25 protein-coding genes and 1 pseudogene are annotated in these 21,906 nt (G+C 67.9%); 11 read left to right on the top strand and 15 right to left on the bottom strand.

All coding sequences use genetic code 11. From position 1 onward, the window contains the following. Positions 1-3 precede the first annotated feature (3 nt). Positions 4-591, top strand: a complete 588-nt coding sequence (locus tag E1263_RS25285) for a TetR/AcrR family transcriptional regulator (protein ID WP_132171588.1) — start codon at positions 4-6, stop codon at positions 589-591. Positions 592-594: 3 nt separating this feature from the next. On the opposite strand, the gene E1263_RS25280 is transcribed toward E1263_RS25285, so the two are convergent. Beyond that, a complete protein-coding gene (locus tag E1263_RS25280) occupies positions 595-1,359 on the bottom strand; it encodes an AraC family transcriptional regulator (RefSeq protein ID WP_132171586.1) in 765 nt (254 codons plus the stop codon). Between the two features lie 100 nt (positions 1,360-1,459). Here E1263_RS25280 and E1263_RS25275 point away from each other — a divergent pair, with 100 nt between their 5' ends. Next, entirely contained in the window at positions 1,460-2,320 is an 861-nt protein-coding gene (locus E1263_RS25275) for a phytanoyl-CoA dioxygenase family protein (protein ID WP_202869044.1), read from the top strand. Beyond that, the gene (locus E1263_RS25270; protein ID WP_132171584.1) at positions 2,317-2,613 is read left to right on the top strand and encodes a hypothetical protein; all 297 of its coding nucleotides are present in this window, start codon (positions 2,317-2,319) and stop codon (positions 2,611-2,613) included. The genes E1263_RS25275 and E1263_RS25270 overlap by 4 nt, the downstream gene beginning before the upstream one ends. Before the next feature lie 52 nt (positions 2,614-2,665). Here E1263_RS25270 and E1263_RS25265 read toward each other — a convergent pair whose 3' ends face one another. After that, positions 2,666-3,673: a lactonase family protein gene (locus tag E1263_RS25265; RefSeq protein WP_132171582.1), complete on the bottom strand. Its 1,008-nt coding sequence runs from the start codon at positions 3,671-3,673 to the stop codon at positions 2,666-2,668. Between the two features lie 76 nt (positions 3,674-3,749). Here E1263_RS25265 and E1263_RS25260 point away from each other — a divergent pair, with 76 nt between their 5' ends. Then, positions 3,750-4,598 carry an arylamine N-acetyltransferase family protein gene (locus E1263_RS25260; RefSeq protein WP_165956743.1) on the top strand — a complete coding sequence of 283 codons (849 nt, stop codon included), beginning with the start codon at positions 3,750-3,752 and terminating at the stop codon, positions 4,596-4,598. Here E1263_RS25260 and E1263_RS25255 read toward each other — a convergent pair. Next, a complete protein-coding gene (locus E1263_RS25255; RefSeq protein WP_132171578.1) occupies positions 4,582-5,046 on the bottom strand; it encodes a hypothetical protein in 465 nt (154 codons plus the stop codon). The two genes, E1263_RS25260 and E1263_RS25255, sit on opposite strands and share 17 nt — an antisense overlap. 103 nt (positions 5,047-5,149) lie before the next feature. On the opposite strand from E1263_RS25255, the gene E1263_RS25250 reads away from it, so the two are divergent. Further along, positions 5,150-5,512, top strand: coding sequence for a DUF3224 domain-containing protein (locus E1263_RS25250; protein ID WP_132171576.1), 363 nt, complete (start codon positions 5,150-5,152; stop codon positions 5,510-5,512). Here E1263_RS25250 and E1263_RS25245 read toward each other — a convergent pair. From E1263_RS25245 to E1263_RS25210, 8 genes and pseudogenes are all read right to left on the bottom strand, one after another. Next, the gene (locus E1263_RS25245) at positions 5,509-6,960 is read right to left on the bottom strand and encodes an NADH-quinone oxidoreductase subunit N (RefSeq protein ID WP_132171574.1); all 1,452 of its coding nucleotides are present in this window, start codon (positions 6,958-6,960) and stop codon (positions 5,509-5,511) included. The genes E1263_RS25250 and E1263_RS25245 overlap by 4 nt on opposite strands. Further along, the gene (locus tag E1263_RS25240) at positions 6,957-8,489 is read right to left on the bottom strand and encodes a complex I subunit 4 family protein (protein WP_132171572.1); all 1,533 of its coding nucleotides are present in this window, start codon (positions 8,487-8,489) and stop codon (positions 6,957-6,959) included. Before E1263_RS25240 ends, E1263_RS25245 begins: the two co-directional genes overlap by 4 nt. Further along, positions 8,486-10,252 carry an NADH-quinone oxidoreductase subunit 5 family protein gene (locus E1263_RS25235; protein ID WP_132171570.1) on the bottom strand — a complete coding sequence of 589 codons (1,767 nt, stop codon included), beginning with the start codon at positions 10,250-10,252 and terminating at the stop codon, positions 8,486-8,488. Before E1263_RS25235 ends, E1263_RS25240 begins: the two co-directional genes overlap by 4 nt. Then, positions 10,249-10,572: an NADH-quinone oxidoreductase subunit NuoK gene (gene nuoK, locus E1263_RS25230; RefSeq protein ID WP_132171568.1), complete on the bottom strand. Its 324-nt coding sequence runs from the start codon at positions 10,570-10,572 to the stop codon at positions 10,249-10,251. The genes E1263_RS25235 and nuoK overlap by 4 nt, the downstream gene beginning before the upstream one ends. Before the next feature lies 1 nt (position 10,573). Continuing rightward, positions 10,574-11,068: an NADH-quinone oxidoreductase subunit J family protein gene (locus tag E1263_RS25225; protein ID WP_132171566.1), complete on the bottom strand. Its 495-nt coding sequence runs from the start codon at positions 11,066-11,068 to the stop codon at positions 10,574-10,576. A gap of 137 nt (positions 11,069-11,205) precedes the next feature. After that, positions 11,206-11,421: pseudogene (locus E1263_RS43780) on the bottom strand (4Fe-4S binding protein); the annotation flags it as partial. Between the two features lie 173 nt (positions 11,422-11,594). Beyond that, positions 11,595-12,380 (bottom strand): methylenetetrahydrofolate reductase, encoded by a 786-nt coding sequence (locus E1263_RS25215; RefSeq protein WP_132171562.1) that lies wholly within the window; start codon positions 12,378-12,380, stop codon positions 11,595-11,597. Positions 12,381-12,435: 55 nt separating this feature from the next. Next, positions 12,436-12,780, bottom strand: a complete 345-nt coding sequence (locus E1263_RS25210) for a YciI family protein (RefSeq protein ID WP_132171560.1) — start codon at positions 12,778-12,780, stop codon at positions 12,436-12,438. A 213-nt stretch (positions 12,781-12,993) separates the two neighbouring features. Between E1263_RS25210 and E1263_RS25205 the strand changes: the two genes are divergently transcribed. Together E1263_RS25205 and E1263_RS25200 are read left to right on the top strand one after the other, a co-directional pair. Further along, positions 12,994-13,479 carry a SigE family RNA polymerase sigma factor gene (locus E1263_RS25205; RefSeq protein ID WP_132171558.1) on the top strand — a complete coding sequence of 162 codons (486 nt, stop codon included), beginning with the start codon at positions 12,994-12,996 and terminating at the stop codon, positions 13,477-13,479. Next, on the top strand, positions 13,476-14,537 hold the full coding sequence (locus tag E1263_RS25200) for a hypothetical protein (protein ID WP_132171556.1): 1,062 nt from the start codon (positions 13,476-13,478) through the stop codon (positions 14,535-14,537). Before E1263_RS25205 ends, E1263_RS25200 begins: the two co-directional genes overlap by 4 nt. Before the next feature lie 212 nt (positions 14,538-14,749). Here E1263_RS25200 and E1263_RS25195 read toward each other — a convergent pair whose 3' ends face one another. Next, positions 14,750-16,261, bottom strand: coding sequence for an alkaline phosphatase family protein (locus tag E1263_RS25195; protein WP_132171554.1), 1,512 nt, complete (start codon positions 16,259-16,261; stop codon positions 14,750-14,752). 177 nt (positions 16,262-16,438) lie between these two features. Between E1263_RS25195 and E1263_RS25190 the strand changes: the two genes are divergently transcribed. After that, complete coding sequence (locus E1263_RS25190; RefSeq protein WP_132171552.1) at positions 16,439-17,353, top strand: helix-turn-helix domain-containing protein; 915 nt, start codon at positions 16,439-16,441, stop codon at positions 17,351-17,353. 5 nt (positions 17,354-17,358) lie between these two features. Then, the gene (locus E1263_RS25185; protein WP_132171550.1) at positions 17,359-17,703 is read left to right on the top strand and encodes an MmcQ/YjbR family DNA-binding protein; all 345 of its coding nucleotides are present in this window, start codon (positions 17,359-17,361) and stop codon (positions 17,701-17,703) included. A 5-nt stretch (positions 17,704-17,708) separates the two neighbouring features. Here E1263_RS25185 and E1263_RS25180 read toward each other — a convergent pair whose 3' ends face one another. After that, positions 17,709-18,674, bottom strand: a complete 966-nt coding sequence (locus E1263_RS25180) for an aldo/keto reductase (protein ID WP_132171548.1) — start codon at positions 18,672-18,674, stop codon at positions 17,709-17,711. A gap of 30 nt (positions 18,675-18,704) precedes the next feature. Continuing rightward, positions 18,705-19,652, bottom strand: coding sequence for a complex I subunit 1/NuoH family protein (locus E1263_RS25175; RefSeq protein ID WP_238161526.1), 948 nt, complete (start codon positions 19,650-19,652; stop codon positions 18,705-18,707). A gap of 62 nt (positions 19,653-19,714) precedes the next feature. On the opposite strand from E1263_RS25175, the gene E1263_RS25170 reads away from it, so the two are divergent. After that, on the top strand, positions 19,715-20,533 hold the full coding sequence (locus tag E1263_RS25170) for an SDR family oxidoreductase (protein ID WP_132171544.1): 819 nt from the start codon (positions 19,715-19,717) through the stop codon (positions 20,531-20,533). Between the two features lie 64 nt (positions 20,534-20,597). Here E1263_RS25170 and E1263_RS25165 read toward each other — a convergent pair whose 3' ends face one another. Next, positions 20,598-21,539, bottom strand: coding sequence for a GNAT family N-acetyltransferase (locus E1263_RS25165; protein ID WP_238161525.1), 942 nt, complete (start codon positions 21,537-21,539; stop codon positions 20,598-20,600). A gap of 148 nt (positions 21,540-21,687) precedes the next feature. On the opposite strand from E1263_RS25165, the gene E1263_RS43775 reads away from it, so the two are divergent. Then, positions 21,688-21,906, top strand: a 219-nt coding sequence (locus E1263_RS43775; protein WP_238161524.1) for a hypothetical protein, incomplete at its 3' end; no start/stop codon positions are given.

The raw sequence follows: 21,906 nt of genomic DNA, 5'->3' as shown, positions 1-21,906 counted from the left end.
ATCATGCCACCCACCGGACGGCGCGAGCGGAACAAGCAGGAGAAGCTCGACCGCATCACCGCCGCTGCCCGAGAGCTCTTCGCGGAGCGCGGCGTCGACGAGGTCACCACGCAGGAGATCGCCGAGAAGGCCGACATCGGCGCGGGCACGCTCTTCCTCTACGCCAAGTCCAAGGGCGAGCTTCTGCTGCTCGTACAGAACTCCATGTACGCCGAAGCTCTCGCCGTCGGTACGTCGGCTGCCGCGCGCAGCTCCGACGTACTGGAGGCGGTGATGGCGATCGTCCGCCAGGTCGTGCAGTGCAACCGCAAACAGGTCGACAACGGGCGGACCTACCTGCGGGAGATCGTCTTCGGCGACCCCGAGGAACCACACCACCGGGACGCGCTCGTTCTCACCGTGCAGACCGAGGAGGCGATCGCCGAGGTGCTGCGCCGGGACGCGGAGATCAGCGCTGGCGCCGCGACGCTCGCGCACATCGTCTCCGCGATCATGTTCGTCAGCATGGCCGCAACGATCAACTCCGCCCGCCCGGTCGACGAGGTCGTCCGGGAGATCGAGGACCAGGTTCGCGTTCTGCTCCGCCGATGACCGCTAGGCGTCGGCGCGGATGGAGCGCGGCGACGCTCCCAGTTCGCGGTGGCAGGTCTTGTTGAAGGCCTGGAGGTCGGGGATGCCTACGGAGGCTGCGACCGCGGGGATGGAGAGGGTCGAGGAGACCAGCAGGTGACGGGCTCGGGTCATTCGGCGCCGCCGCAAATACCCGATCACCGTGGAGCCGGTTTCGGCTTGGAAGAGGCGGGTTAGGTGGTTGTGGGAGAGGCCGACCTCCCGGGCCACCCCGGCAACGCTCAGCGGCCGGCCTAGGTGAGCTTCGATATAGGCGGTGGCTGCGGCTACCGCGGGGTGGCGGGGGTCTCCCTCAGGTGTGGCCGCAGCCAGGTCCGCGATGCGCCAGAGGGCCGTCCAGACCTCGGCGGCGACCCGTGCGGAGCCGGAGGGCGAGGCCTCGGTGGCTGACCGCAGCAACCCGGTCAGTTGCGGCGCCAGCTCACCAGCGTCCTGTACGACGGGCAGGTACGACGGCTCGCCCGCATCAGCCGGGCGGAAATGCGCGTAGAGGTGTTCGGAGCGACCGCGGTAGTCGAACTGGACCGGCGCACCGGCTGGGGTGAGCGACACATACCCCGGCGCGACGGCGTACGTCGTACCGGCCACGGTGAGGTCGCAGGAGTAGGCGTAGAGGTGGAGCTGCCAGAGGTCGGGGAGCTGGAAGGTGTCGCGCAGCGATCGGGTGCCGTGGATTCCGGCGCCGACGTTGACAACCTCCGGCGGCGCGGCTAGGCGCAGCTCAATCATGGTGAAAAATTACCACCAGTGGTGATCACAACCCACGCGAAGGAACGATAAATCGACTTAGCGTTGTGGAGTAGCAACCACCACCCCGAGAGGGAGAATCATGCCCCATCCGCATCAGAAGAACCTGCTCAGCTCGGTTCAGATGGCGCATTTCGTGGCGACGGGGGCGCTCCGGATGGACGCCGTCGTGCCCGACGAGATGAACCGGCAGGCGATCGAGGTCCTCGACAACGGCATCCCCGGCGTCCCCTACGGCACTCCGCTGTCGGAGGCGTTCGTGGACAGCGAATTCGTGCAGCGGCTGGTGCAGCTGCCTGAGGTGGCCGGGGCGATCCACAGCCTGGTCGGCCCGGAGCCGACGGTCGACCACCACGCCGTACACATCCGCCGGGCGCACGAGGGCGAGGCGCAGAACCTGCACGGTGACGCGATCATCGACGTACGCGAGGACGCGTTCGACGTGCAGCTCATGTACTACCCGCAGGACGTCACGCTGGAGATGGGCGGCACACTCAGCATCCCGGGCAGCCACCTGCGTCGTACAAACGAGTCCGACACCGGCCGCTACCAGAACCTGCGCGGCCAGACCAGACTGGTCTGCCCGGCCGGCACCGTCCAGTTCCTGCACCACGGCATCTGGCACGGCGGCCGCAAGAACGACAGTGCGATCGACAGGTACATGTTCAAGATCCGCTTCAACCCCACCGTGCGTCAGGTCCGGCTATGGAACCTAGAGGACCTGTACGACGACCAGGTCGCGCACGAGCTCGGCCAGACGTTCCCCTGGTACGAGGGCGCGACAGGCCGGCTGGAGATCTACAACCGGGTCAAGCTGTGGCAGGCCATCACCGGTGATGACACCTACGACCCGGACTACTGGGTCACCCGGGTGACGAACCGCCCGCAGCGCGTGGTCTCCCAGCGCAGCGTCAACCCCCACGCCAAGAAGGTGATCGCATGACCACGCCAGCAGTCACGACGGCCCAGCAGACCGTCCGCCAGCAGGTACTGGTCCTGTACCTCGCCTCATCCGCACTGGACGCGCGAGTCGTCGGGTGGTCGAACTACGACGGGACCGGTGAGACGTCGCCGACAACCGGGGACAGCGACGTACCGCCGTACGAGTCCGGTCTGGATGCTCTGAAGGATGGCTGGCGGCTGTTCCAGGCTGCGCAGCTGCTGCCGCCGCAGCCGGGACACGAGTACGACGTGTCGTTCCTGAAGCACGAGTTCTTCTTCGAGAAGCTCGTCTGACGCTGTAAGAGCCATGGCACCGCTAGGACCCGGTGTCATGGCTCTTCGCTAGTTAGGCCGGGAGGATGCAGACGGGCTTGGGCCAGGCGGTCGGGTCGCCGGCCTGCTCCAGGAGGCCGTTGGCGATGGTGAAGGTGGCGATGGTGTCGGAGCGCTCGTTGGCCGAGTAGAGCAGCGCACCGTCGTTGCTGAAGGCCAGGTGCCGGGGCCAGTTGCCGCCGGAGTCGATGGTCTGGACGAGCTCGACGGAGAAGCCGTCCGCGGCCACGGCGAAGACGGCGATGGTGTCGTCGCCCCGGTTGGAGCCGTAGAGGAAGCGGCCGTCGGCGGAGATCAGCAGCTCGGCCGGGTAGCTCTCCCCCGGTGAGTCAGCCGGGCGGGTCGACAGCGTCTGGACGACCGACAGCTTGCCGTCGTCGTAGCTGGCGACGCTGAGCGTCGAGTCGAGTTCATTGATCACGTACGCCGCCGCGCCACCCGGGTGGAATACCAGGTGCCGGGGACCGGCGCCGGGGTGGACGCGCAGCAGGTCGACAGCTTCCAGCTGGCCGGCCGGGGTCAGCGTGGATGTGTAGACCGTGTCCGTGCCCAGGTCCACGTCGAACACGTACGCGCCGAAGAACACGACCTGGTGCGCGTGCGGACCCTCCTGCCGATCCGCGTTCGGGCCGGTCCCCTCGCGCCGCACGATCTGAGTCGCCGTACCGAGTGAGCCGTCGGCGCCGATCGGGTGGATCGCAACCGAGCCAGAGCTGTAGTTGGCCGACAGGAGGTACTGACCCGACGGGTCGATCCCGAGGTGACACGGGTGCAGGCCCTCGGTCGGCTGGTCGTTCAGGAACTCCAGCGCACCATCGGCCTGGATCGCGAACGCGCTGACGCGACCGGTCTCTTCTTCGTTGGTCGCGTACAGGAAACGCCCGTCAGCGGACCGGACGAGGAACGACGGGTCGGCGGTCGTCGCCGCCACCGCAAGGCCGTCCAGCGAGCCGAAGCCGATCCCCTCGCCGCCACCGTCCTGGCTGGTGTAGCTCCCGACATAGATCTGCTCAGAGGTCATGCCCCCTACCCTGCCAGGTCACCGCCGCTGCGGCACTCCAGTGTCCATGCCCTGTCCCTGGCATAGCCTCGGCCTTGTGGATACCGAAGCCCTTCTGCGCCGGATCGGGGTCGAGCACGACGGACAGCCCAACCTGGACGCGTTGAATCGCCTGCACGAGGCGTATGTCGACCAAGTCGCCTACGAGTCCGTCCAGTTCCAGCTAGAGCCCGGTACGGCGCTTGATGTCGAGGAGACCGCGCGTCGGATCATCGCGTACGAGACCGGCGGCTATTGCTTCCAGCTGAACGGTGTTCTCGCGCTGCTGCTCACCGAACTCGGGTACGACGTCACCATGCATCGCGGCGGTGTCCAGACTCCGAATCGGCCGGCCGGGGTGGATTCCAACCACCTCGTACTGACTGTGCGCGGGCTGGTCGAGGATCCGGAGCGGGAGTGGCTGGTCGACGCGGGCCTGGGCAACGGGCTCATCCACCCGGTCCCGCTCGAGGTCAGCGACATTCACCAGGACCCGTTCGACCTGGTGCTGCGCCGGTCCGAGCAGACGACCGGCTGGCGGCTCGACCACGATCCGCGGTTCGGCGTCTTCGGGATGGACTTCGAGGACGCACCGGCCACCCTCGACGACTTCGCCGGGAAACACCTCGAGCTGTCCGGCGATCCGAAGTCCGGCTTCCGCGCGACCGCCTCGGTCTTCCGCCGCAAGCGCGAATCGATCGTCGTACTGCGTTCGGTGGGTCGCACCGAAACGTTCGGCGACCACGTGGACAGCAGCATCATCGAGACGCCGGCGGACTACTTCGCGATCCTCGCCGACGAGTTCTTCCTGCCGCTCCCCCAGTACGACACCGCCCGGCGCGACGCCCTGTGGCGCCGGGTCTGGCAGCAGTACGAGGACTTCCTGGCGGCTAGCGCCGGGTCTTGATCACGATGATGACGGTGTCGCCCTCAGCTGCCTTCAGCGTCGCCATGTGGGTCGGGCCGTTGCTGCTCCAGCTGACCGCTCCGCCCAGCCCGCCGAGGCTGACGTAGCCGGTCTTGCTCGCGAGCCGGACACCGCCGTCCTTCACAGTCGCGGTGTTCTTCTCACCGTTGAGGGTGATGACGGCGGTCTTGCGGATCAGCACTTCGCAGTTCCCGTCGTTGCACGCCTTGTAGTTCTGCCCGTCCTTGGCGCTCGGGAACGCCGGCGTCGAGGGCGCCGGAGTCGACGCCGGCGGGCTGCTGGGTGGCAGCGCTGACGGCGTGACCGGTGTCGTCGCCCCGGGCACCTCGAAAGTCGCGCTCGGCTGGGCCTGCGGCTCGTCGGCAGAGCTGCCACAAGCCGCCAACGCAGCGGTCAGCACCGTGGCGAGGAGTACGCGTCTGATCACCCAACCGACACTAACGACCCGCACCGGCACTCAACGCCCGTTGGCCGGAACCTGTCGCGTTCTTACAAGCTGCCGCCTCCGCATCCCGGCTAGTCTCCAGACCATGCCCGAGACCGCAGCAGCCTTCACCATCGACCTGAAGCCGGCCGACCCGTTGCTAGAGGCAACCGGTCGCTTCGACTTCACCAAGGACTGGACCGGCGGTATGACCGGCACCAGCACCGGCCTGATGCTCTCCGCCGGTGACCCGTCAACAGGGCGGGCCGGCTACGTCGCGCTGGAAACCTTCCAAGGCGAGATCGACGGTCGCGCCGGCACCGCCGTACTGCAGCAGTTCGGCACCATGACCGACGAAACCACCCTGTACTACGAGTTCGTGCCGGGCTCAGGAACCGGTGAGCTCCAAGGCATCAAGGGCAAGCTGAAGCTCGACGGCCACGACGTCGAGGTCAGCTACCAGCTCTAAGTGGCCAGCGCGAAGAGTGTGCTCGGCAGCACCGAGACCACCACGGCGGCCGCGGTGAACAGGGAGACCATGACAACCGCCGGCGTCTCGATATCGACCGAGAACGGGTCGTCGGCCGGCAGCAGGAACAGTTCGGCGACCCAGCGCAGGTAGACCGCGAGGCCGATCATCACGTTGACCGCCATCACGATCGCCAGCCAGCCGAGGTGTCCGTCGATGACGGCCTGGAACGCGGCGAACTTGGTGAACAGCCCGGCCAGGCCCGGCGGCAGCCCGGCAAGCACGACCAGGAAGAAGATCAGCGCCACCGCGAGGCCCGGCTCGGAGCGAACCATCCCGCGGTAGTCCGACAGCAGCCCAGCGGGCCGGTGCCGCTGCACGACCGCGACCGCTCCGAAGGCGCCGAGCGTCACGATCACGTACGCCGCCAGATACCCGACGACCGCCTGCGCGTCGCCGACCGCGAGCGGGGCGAGCAGGAAGCCGACCTGGCCGATCGACGACCAGGCGAGCAGCCGCACGGCCTCGCGTTGCCGCAGCGCAGCCAGGTTGCCGACGGTCATGGTCACGGCGGCCAGGATCGCGATCACCAGCCGCAGATCCGACCCATCGGGCGCAATGCCGGTCACCACCAACACAAGCAGCCCGGCGACACCGGCCGACTTGGACACGACCGCCAGGAACGCGGTCACCTCGACCGGAGCCCCGACGTAGGTGTCTGGAAGCCAGGCGTGGAACGGCACCGCCGCGATCTTGAACGCGAACCCGACGACCACAAACAGCCCGGCCGCGAACGCGACTCGCTTCATGTCCGGGTCGAGCCCGGTCAGCCGGTTCGCGATCGTGACCAGGTGCAGGGAGCCAGTCACGCCGTACAGGTAGGAGATGCCGAACAGCATCACCGCGGTCGACAGCACCGACACCAGGAACGCCTTCAGCGCGGCCTCAGAACCGCGCCGATCACGCCTCAACGCGACCAAAGCGAAGCTCGGCAGCGAGACGACCTCGAGCCCGATCACCACCGTCGCGAGGTCGCGCGCGCCGGCCAGCGTGGTCGCGCCGACCAGCGCGCTGAGCAGCAGGAAGTGATATTCGCCAACGGGGATGTCCGCCGACAACAGCCGGTACGCCGATAGTCCGACGACCCCGAGTCCGCCGATCAGCAGCACGCCCCACAACCCGGCGGTCAGCGGCTCGAACACCAGACTGCATTCCGCCGGCCCCTCAACGACAGGGCGGCAGAAAGCTGGTTTGAAGTCGTCGCGCTGAGCCCACACGAACACGAGGCCGAACAGGATCACCGCGCCGGTCAGCAGCGTGACGACGGTATGCCGGAGCTGCACGGTGGCGCTGCGCCAGAACGCGTCGATGAGCAGCACGGCGACCGCGCCGATCGCCAGCACCAGCGGCACCGCGATGGCCTGCCAGTCGGTCCACGTGAGCGTCACAGGATCCCCCACTGGTGCAGAAGCAGGCCGGGCCAGACGCCGAGCAGCACGGTCAGTACGACCAGCGGCGACCAGGTGATCAGCTCGATCCGGCTCAGGTCGACCGCAAAAGCCGACGCCGGGTTCTCCGCCGGGTCGCCCTGGCAGAGGTTGCGGATCAGCCGCAGGAAGTACGCCGCGGTCAGCACGGTACCGAGTCCGGCGACCACCATGAAGACTCGAAAGGTTGCCTGCGGCAAAGCAGCACTGGGGTCATAGGCGCCGAGCAGGACCAGCATCTCGCCCCAGAACCCGGCCAGCCCCGGCAACCCGAGCGACGCCAGGCAGGCGAACGTGAGCAACGCCCCGATCCGCGGCAGCCGCGCGTACAGGGCTCTGCCGATCGTGCGCAGGTCGCTGGTGTCGTGGCGGTCCTTGATCGCGCCGGCAACGAAGAACAGCAGGCCGGTGATGATGCCGTGGGCGATGTTCGCGAACAGCGCGCCCTTCATCCCGGCGTCGGAGAGCGAGGCGATACCGAGGCCGACGAAGCCCATGTGGCCGACGCTGGAGTACGCGATCAGCCGCTTCAGGTCGGTCTGCCCGAGACAGGCCAGCGAGCCGGCGATGATCGCGACGGTCGAGAAACCACCCAGGTACGGCGCGATCGTCACGGTCGCGTCGGGCAGAACCGGGACGAGAATCCGGATCAGGCCGTACGTGCCGAGCTTCAGCAGGATGCCGGCCAGGATCACCGAGCCGACCGTCGGCGCCTTCGCGTGCGCGTCGGGCAGCCAGATGTGCAGCGGCCACAACGGAACCTTGACCGCGAGCCCGACCGCGACGAGCAGCGCAGCAACCAGCGGTATGCCGTGGCCACCGAGCACCGGGGAGTTCGTCAGCTGGACGAGGTCGAAGGTCCCGGCCTGGCGGTAGACGAGCAGGAAGCCGAGCAGCATCAGCGCGGAGCCGAAGACCGTCATCAGCACGAAGGTGGTCGCGGCCCGCTTGCGGCCGGCCGGATCGTGGTCGTCGCCCCAGATGTCGATGATCAGCCACATCGGGATCAGCACGATCTCGAAGCAGACGAAGAACAGCACGAGGTCCATCGCGCTGAACGCACCGATCACGCCCGCCTCGATCACCAGCAGGAGCGCGATCAGCGAGCGCATCCTGCCGATGCGCGGGGTGATCTTGAGCGAGTAGATGCAGCAGAGGAACGTCAGCAGCGCGGTCAGGATGATCAGCGGGACCGAGATCGAGTCGACGCCGATGTGGAAGCGCACGTTGAGCGGCGGGATCCACGGGACGTCGGTGACAGCGTCCAGCGGGCGGGCGTTGGGCCCCAGTTGCTGCACAGGTTGCAGCTCGGAGTACGCGAACCAGCCTTCGGTTCGCTGCCACAGCAGCACGGACCCGACGAGAACCAGTCCGGAGACCACAGCGCCGTACAGGGCTGCCAGTCGGTCTCCGAGGGTGATCGGTAGCGCCCACAACGCGAGGGCAGCAAGCATCGGAAGGGCCAGAATACCCAGCAGGATGGCGTTCATCGGGCGATCACCCCAGCGAGAATGGCGAGGGCGACGACGCCAACGACAGCGCCGGTCAGATAGGTCTGGACGTTGCCGGTCTGCAGCAGGCGGAGGCCTTGGGAGGCGAGTGTCCCGGACCGGCCCGCGGCTCGCACGTAGGCGCCGATCACGTCGCGATCCCCCAACACACTCAGCTTGGCCAACCAGCGCACCGGCCCGACGAAGATCCCGTGATACGCGCGGTCCACCCCGAGCTCACGCTCCAGCACAGCCGGCCGCGGATCCGCCCCGCGCGACCACAGCGAGTACGCCGGGAGGACGCCGAACAGCACCAGAACCGTCGAACCGAGCGCGATCGCCCAGTTGAGATGCAGACCGTCGACGTACCCGAGCCCTAGAGCACCGACCGCCAGCAATACCAGCGGCCCGAGCATCAACCAGGACGCATCCTTGAGCTTCGACGTGTCCGGGTCTTCGAGATCCGCCATCGGATCATCCACTTCGAACGCGCCGATCGCCCCGGCCAGCGCCGGCGACCGGAAGAACACCCACAGCCAGAGCCGGGCGCAGTAGAACGCGGTGAGCGACGCGGTCAGCCCGACCGAGGCCAGCACGACCCAGCCGATCACCGAACCGTCGTGGTGCGCATGATCCCAAGCCGCTTCCAGCACGGTGTCCTTCGAGAAGAACCCCGCAAAACCCGGTACGCCGGCCAATGCCGCGAGCCCGACCGTCATCGTCAGGAAGGTCACCCGCAGGCGGTTCCGCAGCACTCCGCGGCGCGTGTACCGGCGGAGCACCACGAACGCGGCGCTGCCGACCTGATGCAGCAGCACCCCGGCGCAGAGGAACAGCAGACCCTTGAAGGCCGCGTGCGTGACCAGGTGGAAGAGCGCGGCGTGCCGCCCCTCGCGCGTGCCCAGGGACAGCGCGGAGAACATGATCGCGAGCTGGCTGACCGTCGACCAGGCCAGCACCCGCTTCACCTCGACCGCGGCCATCGCGCAGAGCGCCGCGAACAGCATGGTCACGCAGGCGATGATCGCGAGCACGGTCATCGTCGTGCTCGATGCGGAGAAGACGTCGTACAGGCGGGCGATCAGGAAGACACCGGCGGCCACCATCGTCGCCGCGTGGATGAGGGCGCTGACCGGGCTCGGACCGGGCATCGCGTCCGGAAGCCAGGTCTGCAAGGGAACCTGCGCCGACTTGCCGACGACGCCGACCAGGAGCAGCAGCGTGCCCGCGGTCAGGACTCCAGGGGAAATGCGCGCGGGGTCGAGCTCGGAGATCCGGAAGGTGCCTGCGCCGACACCGAGCACGAAGATGCCGAACAGGAAGCCGACATCGGCGAGGCGGGTCATCAGGAACGCCTTGACCGCACCGGAACGGGCGTCGCGCCGCTCCCAGTAGTGACTGATCAGCAGGTATGAGCAGGCGCCCATCACCTCCCAGCCGATCAGCAGCAGGAACAGGCTGTCCGAGACAACGACCGTCGCCATCGCGGCGGTGAAGAGCGTGACAAGCGCGTGGTACGACGACGCGCGCTCATGCAGGTAGCTGAGTGAGTAGACCTGGACGCAGGTCGCGACAACGCCGACGACTGCGAGGAGGAGAACCGTCAGGTCATCGGTGCGGACCGCGAAGCCGATGGTCAGGTCGCCGATCTGCGAATTCAGGAACGACGCTTGCTCGGGGGCGGCGCCGTACAGGAGGGCGGCGATCAGCACCAGGAGCAGCGAGAAGCCGACCCCGGCCACCCGCCAGACGGTCGCAATCACGTCGCGGACTCCTCGTGCTCGACCAGGTCGCGGGCTGCGTCGGCATCAACGTGACCGTGGCCGCGGAACAGCAGCAGCACGATCGCGAGACCGAGGCCGATCTCGGCGGCGGCCACGGTGATGACGAAGACGGCGAGCGTCTGACCGGTGGCCAGGCCGTCGAGGTGCCAGGCGTCGAACGCCACCAGGTTCAGGTTGACCGCGTTCAGCATCAGCTCGAGCGACATCAGGATGGTGATGGCGTTGCGGCGGGACAGAACGCCGTACACGCCGAGGCAGAACAGCACGACCGCGAGCAGCAGCGGGAGAACCAGCGGCATCTCAGTCCTCCTTCTTCCGCTGGGACAGCGCGATCGCTCCGATCAGCGCGGCCAGCAGGAGGACCGAGAGGATCTCGAACGGCAGCACCCAGGTCTGGAAGATCGACGTCCCGATCGCGTTGGCCGAACCGGCCGGCACAGGCTCGATCTTTTGGTTGCCGAAGGCAAAGACCACGCCGGCGCCGAGGAGCAGCGCGAGGACGACTGCGATGGCGGCCGCGAACGGACTGCGTCCGGTGGTCAAGGTGGGGAGCGGATTCGTCGGGGCCTTGGTGAGCATCAGCGCGAACAGCACGAGCACGACGATGGCACCGACGTACACAAGGATCTGCACCAGCGCGACGAACTCGGCCTGCAGCGCACCGAAACAGCCGGCGACCGCGCCGAGCGTGACGACCAGCCACAGGGCTGCGTGCACGATACGGCGCGAGGTCACAACCATCACGGCGGCGGCCACTGCCACCGCACCGGCGACAGCGAAGAGAGCTGTGGTCACGCCTCCTCCTCCACGGAGGTGACGGACGGGCCCGGGTCGATCGGCTGCGGCGCCGGGACGGTCCACATCCAGTCGCGCAACTTGTCCTTCTCGTGCGTGAGGTTCCGCAGCTCGGTCTCGGCATACTCGAACTCGGGCGACCAGAACAACGCGTCGAACGGGCAGGCCTCGATACAGATCCCGCAGTACATACACAGACTGAAGTCGATCGCGAAGCGGTCCAGCACGTTCCGGCTGCGCTCACGCGCCTGCTCACCGACCGATGGCGCGGTCTCGGTGTGCGAGTCGATGTAGATGCACCAGCTCGGGCACTCGCGCGCACAGAGCATGCACGACGTGCAGTTCTCCTCCATCAACGCGATCACCCCGCGCGAGCGCGGCGGCAACTCCGGCTGAACCTCCGGATACTGCTCCGTGACAGAACGACGCCCCAAGGTCTTCGCGGTGACCTTCAGCCCATCGATCAGACCTTTACCCGGCACACTCACGCTCCACCTCCCCGTCAGGATCCTGTACTAGCAGGACACTAGTCGGTTCCACCCCCATCCGGTGCGACCAGCTCCCTTTCCAGCCGGGCCGCGACCTGGCGATAACGACTGACCGGTATCAGATGAACGCCATCGAAGGCCCCCGAGTCACGGATCCGCAGGATCTGCTCGCAGGCGTGGTCGATCCCGGCGTCGCGGTCCTTGTCGACCGCCTCGATCAGGCTGTCGGGGATGGTGAGCTGGGGCAGAGCGGCCAGGTTGCGGGCCATGGCGGAACTGGCGAGCACCATGACCCCGGCGTAAACGGGGATGCTCAGATCGACGGATTCGCGCCAGCGCAGGAGCTCGTCGACGTCGTAGCTGATCTGGACGAAGAGGAAATCGGCCTCGGCCTTCCAGCGCGGGACCGGGCGCAGTCGCGTGGTGGCGCCGACCTGGAAGGGATTAAGACCCGGGTACGACGTTTCGCGCGTCTGCTCGATCATCGTGCGAACCGTGAGCTGGCTGGTGCGGGCGCCCTCGGCGGGGTCGTCGCCATGGACGAACAGGAACTGCTCGACCCCGTACGCCGCCGCCGTGAGCAGGTCACGGCGGAATCCGAGGAGGTTGCGGTCCCGGGAGTTCAGGCAGGCGATCCCGCGGGAGCCCATCGCCTGAACCTCGTTGGCCACGGCGACACTGGAGACAGTGGCCCGGCCGATGTGGTTGTCGGGAATGAGGAACGCGTCCGCGATCGGGCTCATCACCCCGATCTGATGGCGGACCTTCTTCAGATCGGGGCGCGTCGGCGGCTCAACTTCACAGATCAGTTCGAATCCCGGCATGCCTGCGACCCTACTGATCCACGCGACGCCTCGACCGGGCCTTCCAAGGAGCGGGCTATCCCTGGAAGGGGCGCACCTCGATCGCCAGGGGCTCCAGCACCGCGGCGACCTTGCGGGCCCAGTGCAGTGCCGCGTCGAGGTCTGCCGCCTCGATGACCGTGAACCCACCGAGGTGCTCCTTGCCCTCGACATAGGGCCCATCCGTCACCAGCACGTCGCCGCCGGTCGCCTTGACCACGGTGGCCGTCTCCGGCGCATGCAGGCCGGCCGCGAACACCCACGCGCCCGCCGCCCGGATCTCCTCGTTCACCGCTTCCAACTCGCTCATGACCTTCGCGAGAACGTCCGGCTCCGGCACGGGTCCATCCGGCTGGTAGATGCTCAACAGGTACTGCGTCATGGTGACCTCCTGGTCTCTAGTCTCACCCTGTCTACGAACCCGGCGGCCCCAGATCGACAGGCGGGGCGGACGCCCACCACTGACTAACTTCCGCGGGACGCCGGCCAGCACGCTCAGCGGGCCGCGTTCCACCCCTGCGAAGCGGGGTTGGTCAGTGCTGGAGATCCGCATGCAACCTCTGCCTTGGCCCAGGTACTCGGGCAGGGTGTGGGGATGACAAAGGGCCGAGCGGAGTTCGAGGACTTCGTTGCGGCGAGATATGGGCAGCTGCTGCGGACGGCGTACCTGCTGACCCAGGACCGGGCGCTGGCCGAGGATCTGGTGCAGACGACGCTGGCCCGGTGCTGGCTCGCCTGGGCGCGGATCGAGGAGCCGGGTGCCTACGTACACCGGACGATGGTGAACACCTACTCCGCCTGGTGGCGCCGCCGCTGGAACGGCGAGCACCCGACCGACGAACTCCCCCATCCCCCGTGGCACGACGACGAGCCCGGGGTCGACCTGGGCGGCGCCCTCAAGCGACTCCCCCGGCGGATGCGGGCGGTCGTCGTACTGCGCTTCTACGAAGACCTCTCCGAGGCGGAAACCGCGCGAATTCTCGGGTGCTCGGTCGGCAATGTGAAGAGCCAGACGAGCCGCGCGCTGGCCAAGCTCCGGATCGATCCCCGTCTCGTCGACCACCCCCTGGAGCAGTCATGAGCCTCGACGAACTCCGCCGGCACCTCAACGACCAGGCGACCGAGATCGACCTCGCGACGCCCGCCCCGCTCGCGCAGGTGCAGCGCCGGGCGCGTCAGGTACGACGCCGCCGCGCCCTGACCGGGGTTGTCACAGCAGCCGCCTGCCTAGCCGTCGGCACCACTCTCTTGACCGGTACGCCGCTCCTGGACCGGAGCGAACCGGCGAAGACGCCGACCCCGATTCAGCCGGTGCGCCCCAAGCCGGTGAGCGACGGCATGCCGAGTGCGCCGGTTGACCCGGCGAAGGGCGACTACGTCAAGGATGGCCTGCGCTACCAGGCCGTGGTGGCCGGAGCCGAACTGCAGGAAGCGCGGATCGGCAACGGACCGCTGTCGTTCACGTGGACCCCGACCGATACACAGGTCGATTTCCGGATCTTCTGCACGCTCCCCGGCAACCGGTCGGCGGGTGACGTGGCCGCCGTCGTACTGCGCCTCAACAAGAAGGTCATCAGCTCCCAAGCCTGCGGCGAGGTGTCCGACCCGCTCCCGGGTGAGCGCTTCGGCGCCATTCTGCACCAGAGCCTGCGCGTCGGCCGACCCCTCCAGCTGACCGCAACTGTTGTCGACGGCAACAATCGCCCGGTCGAAGCACCAGGCCTGACCGTCGGCGCCGCCGTCTACACCATCGCCGAAACCACCTCCTTGGGCGCGTTCGGCTATATCGAACTCCCGACCTTCGCGCAGCTCCACGGCCGCCTCTACCGTCTGGACGACAGCACGGCCATCGAAACGACCACCGACGCGCTGGACACTGGTGTTAGCGCGGATGGCCCGGCATTCGAACCGTATTTCGTAGTCGCCGGCATCAACGGCGGCGGGCTGTCCCACTCGCTAGAGCTCGCCGGCACCCCCGGCGGCCGGTCCTACCAGTTCAACCCGGCCGACGGCCCGGGGTCCGGCTTCTACTTCGCACCAGTCCGTCCCCAAGCCGCCGGCCCGGTCTACTTCCGCCAGACCGGCCGGCTAGTGGTCTCCGGCGAACTGTTCCTCGGCATCTACATTCCCGCCGAGTGAAGCCCCACTACGACATTGAGCACCGGTCAGTCACGGATCCGGCCGGAAAATGACTGGTGGGTGCTCAAAGTGGGGCGCGGCCTTGAGCACGGGTCAGGCGTTTCGGGGGGTGGTAGGTGACTGGTGGGGGCTCAAGGCGGCCGGGAATGGGGAGTGCAGCGCTCGCGGGGACGTGCCGCGCGAGCGCCGTCTCGTACCTCTACGTCCTGTGCTTAGCGACCGATCTGGGGGTTGTCGATGGCCCAGTACCAGTCGTTGTCGCCGTTGGCCAGGGACCAGGTGACTTTGAGGTTGCGAGCGCCGGCTGGGACCGGGACCGTGAGGCGTTCCTGCTTGGCGATCGCGTCGGCGGTGTAGGTGAGGATCGGCTTGGCGGCGGCGTTGTCGAAGGAGACCAGGACGGTCGCGGTCTCGTTGCCGCTCTTCAGGTAGTGCGACGAGAAGCTGATCGCCGCGGTGGTTGCGCCGGTGACGTCGTACGACGGCGACACGAGCTTGCTGTTGAACAGGCCGCTGCGCGACTTGTCGGACCACTCGTCAGAGTCGGCCACCGCGAAGACACCGCGCGCCCGGACGTTGCCCTCACGCGACTGATCCGGAGCGGCCCGGGTCCAGAAGTCGTCCGTGGTGAACGACCAGCCCTGCCACTCGCGGACACCACCCGTCCCGAGTCCGGCGTTGTCGATCGCCCAACCCGCCGGGGTGCTGTGCGTCCAGCCCTTCACATCAGCCGGTACGCCGGTCTCGTCGACGCGCGATTGCAGTGAGCCCACGAGCGAGTCGAACGGATCCGCGGCCGGATTCGCCTGCCCGTCGATCTCCGGTGCGCTGACCCCGAATCGACCCAGCACGATCGCCGCGATGTCCACGTTCTTCGGCGCAACGGCCGGCGTACCAGGCGTCGTACCGGGGCCGTTGCGGATGATGAACGACGACCGTTCAGCGACCGAACTGCCGCCGTGGCCGCCGGATTCGGTGTGACCGTGGTCGGCGGTGACGAGGATCGTCCAGTCTTCATTCGCGTACGTCGGTCGCGCGCGCACCGCGGAGAGCAGCGTCGCGATGTGCTTGTCGGTCTGCTCGGTCGCCGTCCGGTAGCAGGCACCGGCTGCACCGCAACTGTGCCCGGCGATGTCGACGTCACCGAAGTAGACGAACGACGCGTCCGGGCCAGTGTCCTTCAGGTACGCCGCGGCCTCGGTGGCAATCTTCGCGTCTGCCGCCGTGTAGCCGAGGGCGTCGCCGTCGTACGTGACCTTCTTCTGGATCTCATCGCTGAAGATGGCCTGCCCGGCGCTGTTGGTGGTCAGCGGCGTCCAGTCGGCAATCGCGTACGTCGACAGCTCGGGGCGGGCGCGCTCCAGCCGGGTCAAGAAGTCCGGGTACTGGGTCAGCTTCGACCCGGTCCCCCAGTTGTTGCTCTTGACCTGGTGCTTGTCCGGCCACACACCGGTCGCGTTGGTCGCCCAGCCCGGGCCGGAAACGGTCGGCGCGAACGGAGCGGCGTACAGGGAGGTCTTGGCGGCCGAGCCGGTGCGGATCAGCTCTTTCATCGCGGGGGTGTTGAAGGCCTGGATCTTGCTCAGCATCGCGCCGTCGATGCCGATCACCAGCACCTTCTGCGAGCGAGCGGACGGCGCATCGGCGACGCCGAACGCCGACGTGGCGAGCAAGCTCGACGCGGCGACGATTGCGAGAGCGGTGACAGCTAGGGGGCGGTTCACAGGCTCCTCCGAAAGCAGGTTGATTGGTCCGGACCAATCAATCATCAGTGTCGGCCGGGATCAACCACTCACCGATGGCGGCCAGATGAATCCCGGACGACAATGGGCCGTCCGGGGACGTCGGCAGAGAGCAAAAGCGGTCAAGACCCAGGGGCTGCGGAGCGGCAGGATCTAGGTATGGACTCGACGGATCTGTTCGTGACGCTGGTCGATGTGGTCGGCGAGAGCCTCGACGATGCGTCGGCCACCGGAGCGGAATTGGCGCGCCGGTTGCACCTGTCGCGGTTCCACTGCGACCGGATCGCCACGGCAGTGGCGGGTGAGACCCCGATCGCGCTCCGCCGCAGGTTGCTGCTGGAGCGCGCCGCCTATCAACTGGCCGGCACCGACCGCGGCATCCTCGACATCGCGATCGATGCCGGCTTCGGCTCGCACGAGGCCTTCACCCGGGCGTTCTCCCGCGTCTACGGGACGACGCCGAAACAGTGGCGCCGGCAACCGACACACCCGTTCCTGCTCGAGGCACCGAGTGGAGTCCATTTCCAGCCACCGGCAGGTCTTCGCCTGCCGGCCCGACGAAAGGTCACCAGCATGGACATCGTCACCGGTCTCGCCGAGCACCACGTCAACCTGCTCGGCGAGCTGATCGACCGCGCCCGCGACATCTCCCCCGACGTCCTCGACGGACCGTTCCCCGCACCTGATCTGGACGAGCCGCCGATCACACCGCGACGGATGCTGGATCGAATGGTCTGGCAGCTCGAGATGTGGCTCGCCGCCACCGCATCCGAACCCTTCGAGTTCCCCGAGGCCGGGCGGGCCGTGTCGCTGGGCCAGCTCCGCGACCGGTACGACGTCGCGGGCCCGAGGTTCGTCGACCTCGTCCGGCGGGTCAGCGCCGAGAGCGCGTTCGACGAAACCTTCGTCGACTCGACCTGCACACCACCCAAGGTGTCCAGCTACGGCGGCATGATCGGGCACGTGCTCACCTTCGCCGCCGTTCGGCGCACTCTGGTCGTCGACGCCTTCTACAAGGCCGGCATGACCGACCTCGGCTACGGCGACCCGGCGCCCCACCTGACCAGGTCCTGACCACCATGGCGGACTGGACAGAGGTCGAGCGGATCGCGGCCACCCTCCCGGAGACCGCCCCCGGTGTCGCCCACGAGGGGTCCCCGGCGTACGACGTCGCCGGCCGGCAGTTCGCCCGGTTGCGCTGGAACGACGCTGGTCGCGAGATTCTGCAGTTCTGGACTCCCGATCCCGCCGATCGCGACGCCTTGACCGCCGGCTCGCCCGCCACCTACTGGCTCGCCAAGGCCTTCCCGTCAGCCGTCTTCGGCTGGCTCGACGCGATCGACGCCCCCGAACTGGTGGAGGTGCTCACCGACTCGTGGGCAGCACGAGCACCTGCGCGCGTTCGACGACTCCGCGAGGCGTGATCAACCTAGGCCGTGTCGAGGCGCTGCAGTTGGTCGTCGGAGAGTTCGAGCTGGACGGCGTCAAGCGCCTCCTCCAGCTGGGCCACAGTGGATGCGCCGAAGAGCGGGACGACCTGCGGCCGGTGCAGCATCCAGGCGAGCACCACCTGGTTGGCGGTGGCGCCCACCTCGCGGGCGACGCGGCGGAGCTCCTCGAAACGCCCGTACGCCGACGGGTGCGCGTATCCGCGATTCGCCGGGAACGGGCGCCCGGCGTACGAGCCGCCGAGGAGGGAGGCATAGGCGACCAGCGTCAGATCTGGGTGCTCGGCGAGGTAGTCGAAGTGCTCGACAGTCGCGTGCACGAAGAACGGTGAGCCGCGGCGGACGTCGATCGGAGCGAGCGGACTCGGCCACAGGTACGTCGAATGCTGCTGGATCACCGAGTACGCCTCGACACCCTGGTCTGCGGCGAGCCGCCGCGCCTGCTCCAGCCGCCAGGTCGCCGTGTTGCTGCAGCCGACAAGGTCAACCACACCGTCTGCCGCGAGTCGACCGAGGGCACCGACCGTTTCGTCGAGCGGGGTGACGCGGTCGTCGATATGGGCGTAATAGAGGTCGATGCGATCGGTGCCGAGTCTCGCGAGACTGCCTTCGACCGCGGCCGCGACTGTGCCAGCGCGAAGCCCTTCCCAGTGCTGATCACCGGGGTCGCCCGCGACCGTCGTACGGGCGCCGACCTTGGTCGCGATGACCAACTGATCGCGGTTCTTGCGGGAATGCATCCAGCGGCCGAGGAGTTCCTCGCTGTCACCGCCGGTCCCGAGCCATTGGTTGTAGTTGTTCGAGGTGTCGATGAAGGTGCCGCCAGCCTCGACGAAACGGTCCAGGATCGCGATCGCAGTCTCCGGATCGGTGGAGCTGCCGAAGTTCATGGCACCGAGACAGAGCGCGCTGACCGGCCGGCGACCGGCGAGAGTCCGTTGCATCATGCTGACCGACTCTGCCTGCTGGAGCGTGCTCTAGGTCAAGACGACGCCGATGCCGGTGATCGCGAGCTGGAGCAGCGCCACCGGGACGAGCACCTGCCAGGCGAGCTTCTGGAGCTGGTCGGCGCGCATCCGCGGGAAGGAGACGCGGACCCAGATGACGATGAAGGCGACCACGGCGGTCTTCAGGATCGTCCAGATCCAGCCGATCGAGTCGGGGCCCGGGCCGGACCAACCACCGAGGAACAGTACGGCGGTGAGTGCGGAGAGGATGACAATTCCGGCGTACTCAGCGAGCAGGAACAGCGCGAAGCGGAGGCCGGTGTACTCGGTGTACGGGCCGAAAATGACCTCGGAGTCAGCGACCGGCATGTCGAACGGCGGGCGCTGGAGCTCGGCCAGGCCGGCGATGAAGAAGACAACCAGGCCGGGGAGCTGCCAGAGCAGCCACCAGGGATTCCAGGCGTTCGCGATGCCAGTCAGGCTCAGCGAACCGGCGGCGACGGCGACACTCGCGGCCGAGAGGACGAAGGGGAGCTCGTAGCTCATCAGCTGCGCCGCGACCCGGAGACCGCCGAGCAGGCTGTACTTGTTGCCGCTGGCCCAGCCGGCCATCAGCGAGCCGAGAACGCCGACGCTCATCACCGCGAGCACAAAGAACAGCCCGGAGTCGAGGTCGGCGCCGACGATGCCGGGCGCGATCGGGATCGCGGCCAGGGCCGCCATGTACGGCAGGATCGCGACGAACGGCGCCCACTCGAAGATGCGCCGATCCGCAGCCGCGGGGACGACGCTCTCCTTCTGCACGAACTTCACGCCGTCCGCGACCAGTTGCGCCCAGCCGTGGAAACCGCCGGCGTACATCGGCCCGAGCCGTGACTGCATGTGCGCCATCACCTTGTGCTCGGCCTGACCGACCACCAGCGGCGCCACCAGGAAGGCGACGATCACGCCGACCACCCGCACCACGAACTCCAGCATGCCCGCCACCCTATCGAGTTCCGCTTGACCTGAACCACCGTTGAGGTCAGAGGCTGGTCGTCATGAGCACAGTTCTTGTCATCGGAGCCACCGGTCGCGTCGGCCGCCACGTCGTCAACGGCCTGCTTGCGGCGGGGGTTTCGGTCCGCGCATTCACCCGTACGGCGACCGCCGCCGACCTGCCTGCGGAAGTCGAGCTGGTGACCGGCGACCTGCACGACGTGGACGCCGTACGACGGGCTGCGGTCGGCGTGGATGCGGCGTTCTTGTTGTGGCCATGGTTTGTCGCGGATGGTGCGGCGGAGGTGGTCGCGGAGTTGCCGCGGCGGGTCGTTTACCTGTCGACGCTGAACGGTGGTGGGTTCTGGGGCGAGATCGAGGACCTCCTGAAGGACCACGACCGGACCTTCGTCCGCCCCAGCGGCTTCGCCGTGAACACGCTCAACTGGGCCGAACAGATCCGCACGACCGGCGTCGTACAACTCCCGTATCCGAAGGCTGCACGGTCCCTCATCCACGAGCGCGATATCGCGGCGGTCGCCGTATTGGCGCTGTTGGGTGCGGAGCACATCGGACGCACGTACGAGATCACCGGGCCCGAAGCGATCACCCAGGAAGATCAGGTCGCCACGATCGCTGAGGTCATCGGTAAACCGATCAGTGTCGAGGGGCTGACCGGCGACGCCGCCCGGCAGCAGATGCTCACCCAGGGCGCCGACCCGGTGCTGGCCGACAGCGCCGTCACCTACTGGGCCTCACTCGTCGACACCCCTGAACCAGTCACCAACACCGTCGCCGAGCTGACGGGCCGCGCGGCGATCACCTTCGCGGAGTGGGCTCGGGAGCACGCCGACGCGTTCCGTGTACCGATCAACGGGTAGTGGTGGGCACTTGCGACGCGATGACCGGTGACCGGAGCGGAGGAAACTGGCGTGCGGGCGACCACTACCCGTTCATCGATACGCGTTCGAGGGGCAACTGCAGCCAGCCGCCGATGTCGTGGCGGCCGGCGGTGCGGGCGGCCCGTTGGGCGCCTTGGTTGGCGGCGTGGATGGTGCCGATGTAGATGTGGGTGGGGTCGGGGAGGGCGTTGGCCAGGAGGTGGCTGAGGTGGCGGCCGTAGCCGTGGCCTCGGTGGTTCTTGGCGAGGATGAGTTCGCGGACCACGTAGGCGGGGAGGCCTAGGGAGTCTTCGGGTTTGACGATGGCGGCGGCGTAGCCGGCCCATTCGTCGTCGACGGTGATGTCGAAGAGCAGGCCTGCTTCGGCGGCTTCTTCGAGGTCTTCCAGGTCTTGGATGCCGGCTTCTTCGACGTGGTGCGGGTGGTCGGCGTCCACATCGGCGTAGGCCTGCTTGGCCTCGTCGTACTGGTCGACGGTGGCGGTCGCGCGTAGTGCCAGACCGGGCGGTACGTCGGTGAGGCGGAGCTCGCGGATCGGCGCGGCGAGGAAGCGTCGGTCGGGCTCGGTGCCGGGGAGTTCCGGGTCGGCGCTCCAGAGGCGGAGGTAGCGCGGATTGTGCATGCCGTAGACGTCGAGCGCAGTCGCGGCCAGCGCGGGAAGGTCCTCAGGTTGCGGGTTGCGCGTCATCGGGGTGGCGTCGACGAAAGGCTTCGTGGAGTCGCCACCCTCGAACCGCATGCTGAACATCGCCCGTACCTCGCCGGCCGGAAGCCAGTAGTTGAGCATCGACTCCGGCGGCTGAGTTGGCGCGAAGCGGTTGGCCCGCAGCTCGGCGATCTCGAGCGAGTTCGCGAGCAGGACGTCCGGGTCCTCGTGCATCTCGGTCAGCAACCGCAACCGAGTCGCGTCGTCCACCCACGAACGCGTCACCGGATGCTGCCGCGCGAGGGTGAAGCCGGCCAGCTCAGCCGCAGTAATCGTCATGCCGCGAATCCTCAACCCACACAGGGTCAGGGCGTCGCCGGCCGAGGTTGCGGCCGCGCCGTCCCCTCCAGCTAGGGCGACCCGCCAGCACTCCCCTTGAGCACAGGTCAGTCACTGATCGGGTCGGGATGGCGTGAGATGGGAAGCGGTGGCGGGGGACTTGGTACTTCAGGTCTCCGGCCACGACAAGGTGTCTCCGGTCCCGAGGAGCTCGAGCGCGGGGATCGTCAGGTGGGCGAATCCTCGGGGAGGGCGGGATCGGCAGGCGGAGGCACATCCGCGGGAGGCGATGGCGCGGTGGCGGCAGGTGGTGCATCCGCGGATGGTGGTGCCGCAGCGTCGGGTGCCGTGGGTGCAGGTGCAGCTT

The organism is Kribbella antibiotica, assembly GCF_004349055.1.
In the GTDB taxonomy this organism is placed as follows: Bacteria; Actinomycetota; Actinomycetes; order Propionibacteriales; family Kribbellaceae; genus Kribbella; species Kribbella antibiotica.
Note: the sequence above shows the minus strand (reverse complement) of the source record. Positions and strands in the feature narration are given on the sequence as shown.

What these genes read in the sequence shown, in the direction of transcription:
- E1263_RS25205 (WP_132171558.1), top strand. Translation starts at nt 12,994, where the DNA reads ATGACAAAGGGCCGAGCGGAGTTCGAGGACTTCGTTGCGGCGAGATAT.
- E1263_RS25285 (WP_132171588.1), top strand. Translation starts at nt 4, where the DNA reads ATGCCACCCACCGGACGGCGCGAGCGGAACAAGCAGGAGAAGCTCGAC.
- E1263_RS25215 (WP_132171562.1), bottom strand. Translation starts at nt 12,380, where the DNA reads ATGCCGGGATTCGAACTGATCTGTGAAGTTGAGCCGCCGACGCGCCCC.
- nuoK (WP_132171568.1), bottom strand. Translation starts at nt 10,572, where the DNA reads ATGCCGCTGGTTCTCCCGCTGCTGCTCGCGGTCGTGCTGTTCTGCCTC.
- E1263_RS25180 (WP_132171548.1), bottom strand. Translation starts at nt 18,674, where the DNA reads ATGATGCAACGGACTCTCGCCGGTCGCCGGCCGGTCAGCGCGCTCTGT.
- E1263_RS25280 (WP_132171586.1), bottom strand. Translation starts at nt 1,359, where the DNA reads ATGATTGAGCTGCGCCTAGCCGCGCCGCCGGAGGTTGTCAACGTCGGC.
- E1263_RS25175 (WP_238161526.1), bottom strand. Translation starts at nt 19,652, where the DNA reads ATGCTGGAGTTCGTGGTGCGGGTGGTCGGCGTGATCGTCGCCTTCCTG.
- E1263_RS25240 (WP_132171572.1), bottom strand. Translation starts at nt 8,489, where the DNA reads ATGAACGCCATCCTGCTGGGTATTCTGGCCCTTCCGATGCTTGCTGCC.
- E1263_RS25165 (WP_238161525.1), bottom strand. Translation starts at nt 21,539, where the DNA reads ATGACGATTACTGCGGCTGAGCTGGCCGGCTTCACCCTCGCGCGGCAG.
- E1263_RS25170 (WP_132171544.1), top strand. Translation starts at nt 19,715, where the DNA reads ATGAGCACAGTTCTTGTCATCGGAGCCACCGGTCGCGTCGGCCGCCAC.
- E1263_RS25250 (WP_132171576.1), top strand. Translation starts at nt 5,150, where the DNA reads ATGCCCGAGACCGCAGCAGCCTTCACCATCGACCTGAAGCCGGCCGAC.
- E1263_RS25270 (WP_132171584.1), top strand. Translation starts at nt 2,317, where the DNA reads ATGACCACGCCAGCAGTCACGACGGCCCAGCAGACCGTCCGCCAGCAG.
- E1263_RS25190 (WP_132171552.1), top strand. Translation starts at nt 16,439, where the DNA reads ATGGACTCGACGGATCTGTTCGTGACGCTGGTCGATGTGGTCGGCGAG.
- E1263_RS25210 (WP_132171560.1), bottom strand. Translation starts at nt 12,780, where the DNA reads ATGACGCAGTACCTGTTGAGCATCTACCAGCCGGATGGACCCGTGCCG.
- E1263_RS25185 (WP_132171550.1), top strand. Translation starts at nt 17,359, where the DNA reads ATGGCGGACTGGACAGAGGTCGAGCGGATCGCGGCCACCCTCCCGGAG.
- E1263_RS25275 (WP_202869044.1), top strand. Translation starts at nt 1,460, where the DNA reads ATGCCCCATCCGCATCAGAAGAACCTGCTCAGCTCGGTTCAGATGGCG.
- E1263_RS25265 (WP_132171582.1), bottom strand. Translation starts at nt 3,673, where the DNA reads ATGACCTCTGAGCAGATCTATGTCGGGAGCTACACCAGCCAGGACGGT.
- E1263_RS25200 (WP_132171556.1), top strand. Translation starts at nt 13,476, where the DNA reads ATGAGCCTCGACGAACTCCGCCGGCACCTCAACGACCAGGCGACCGAG.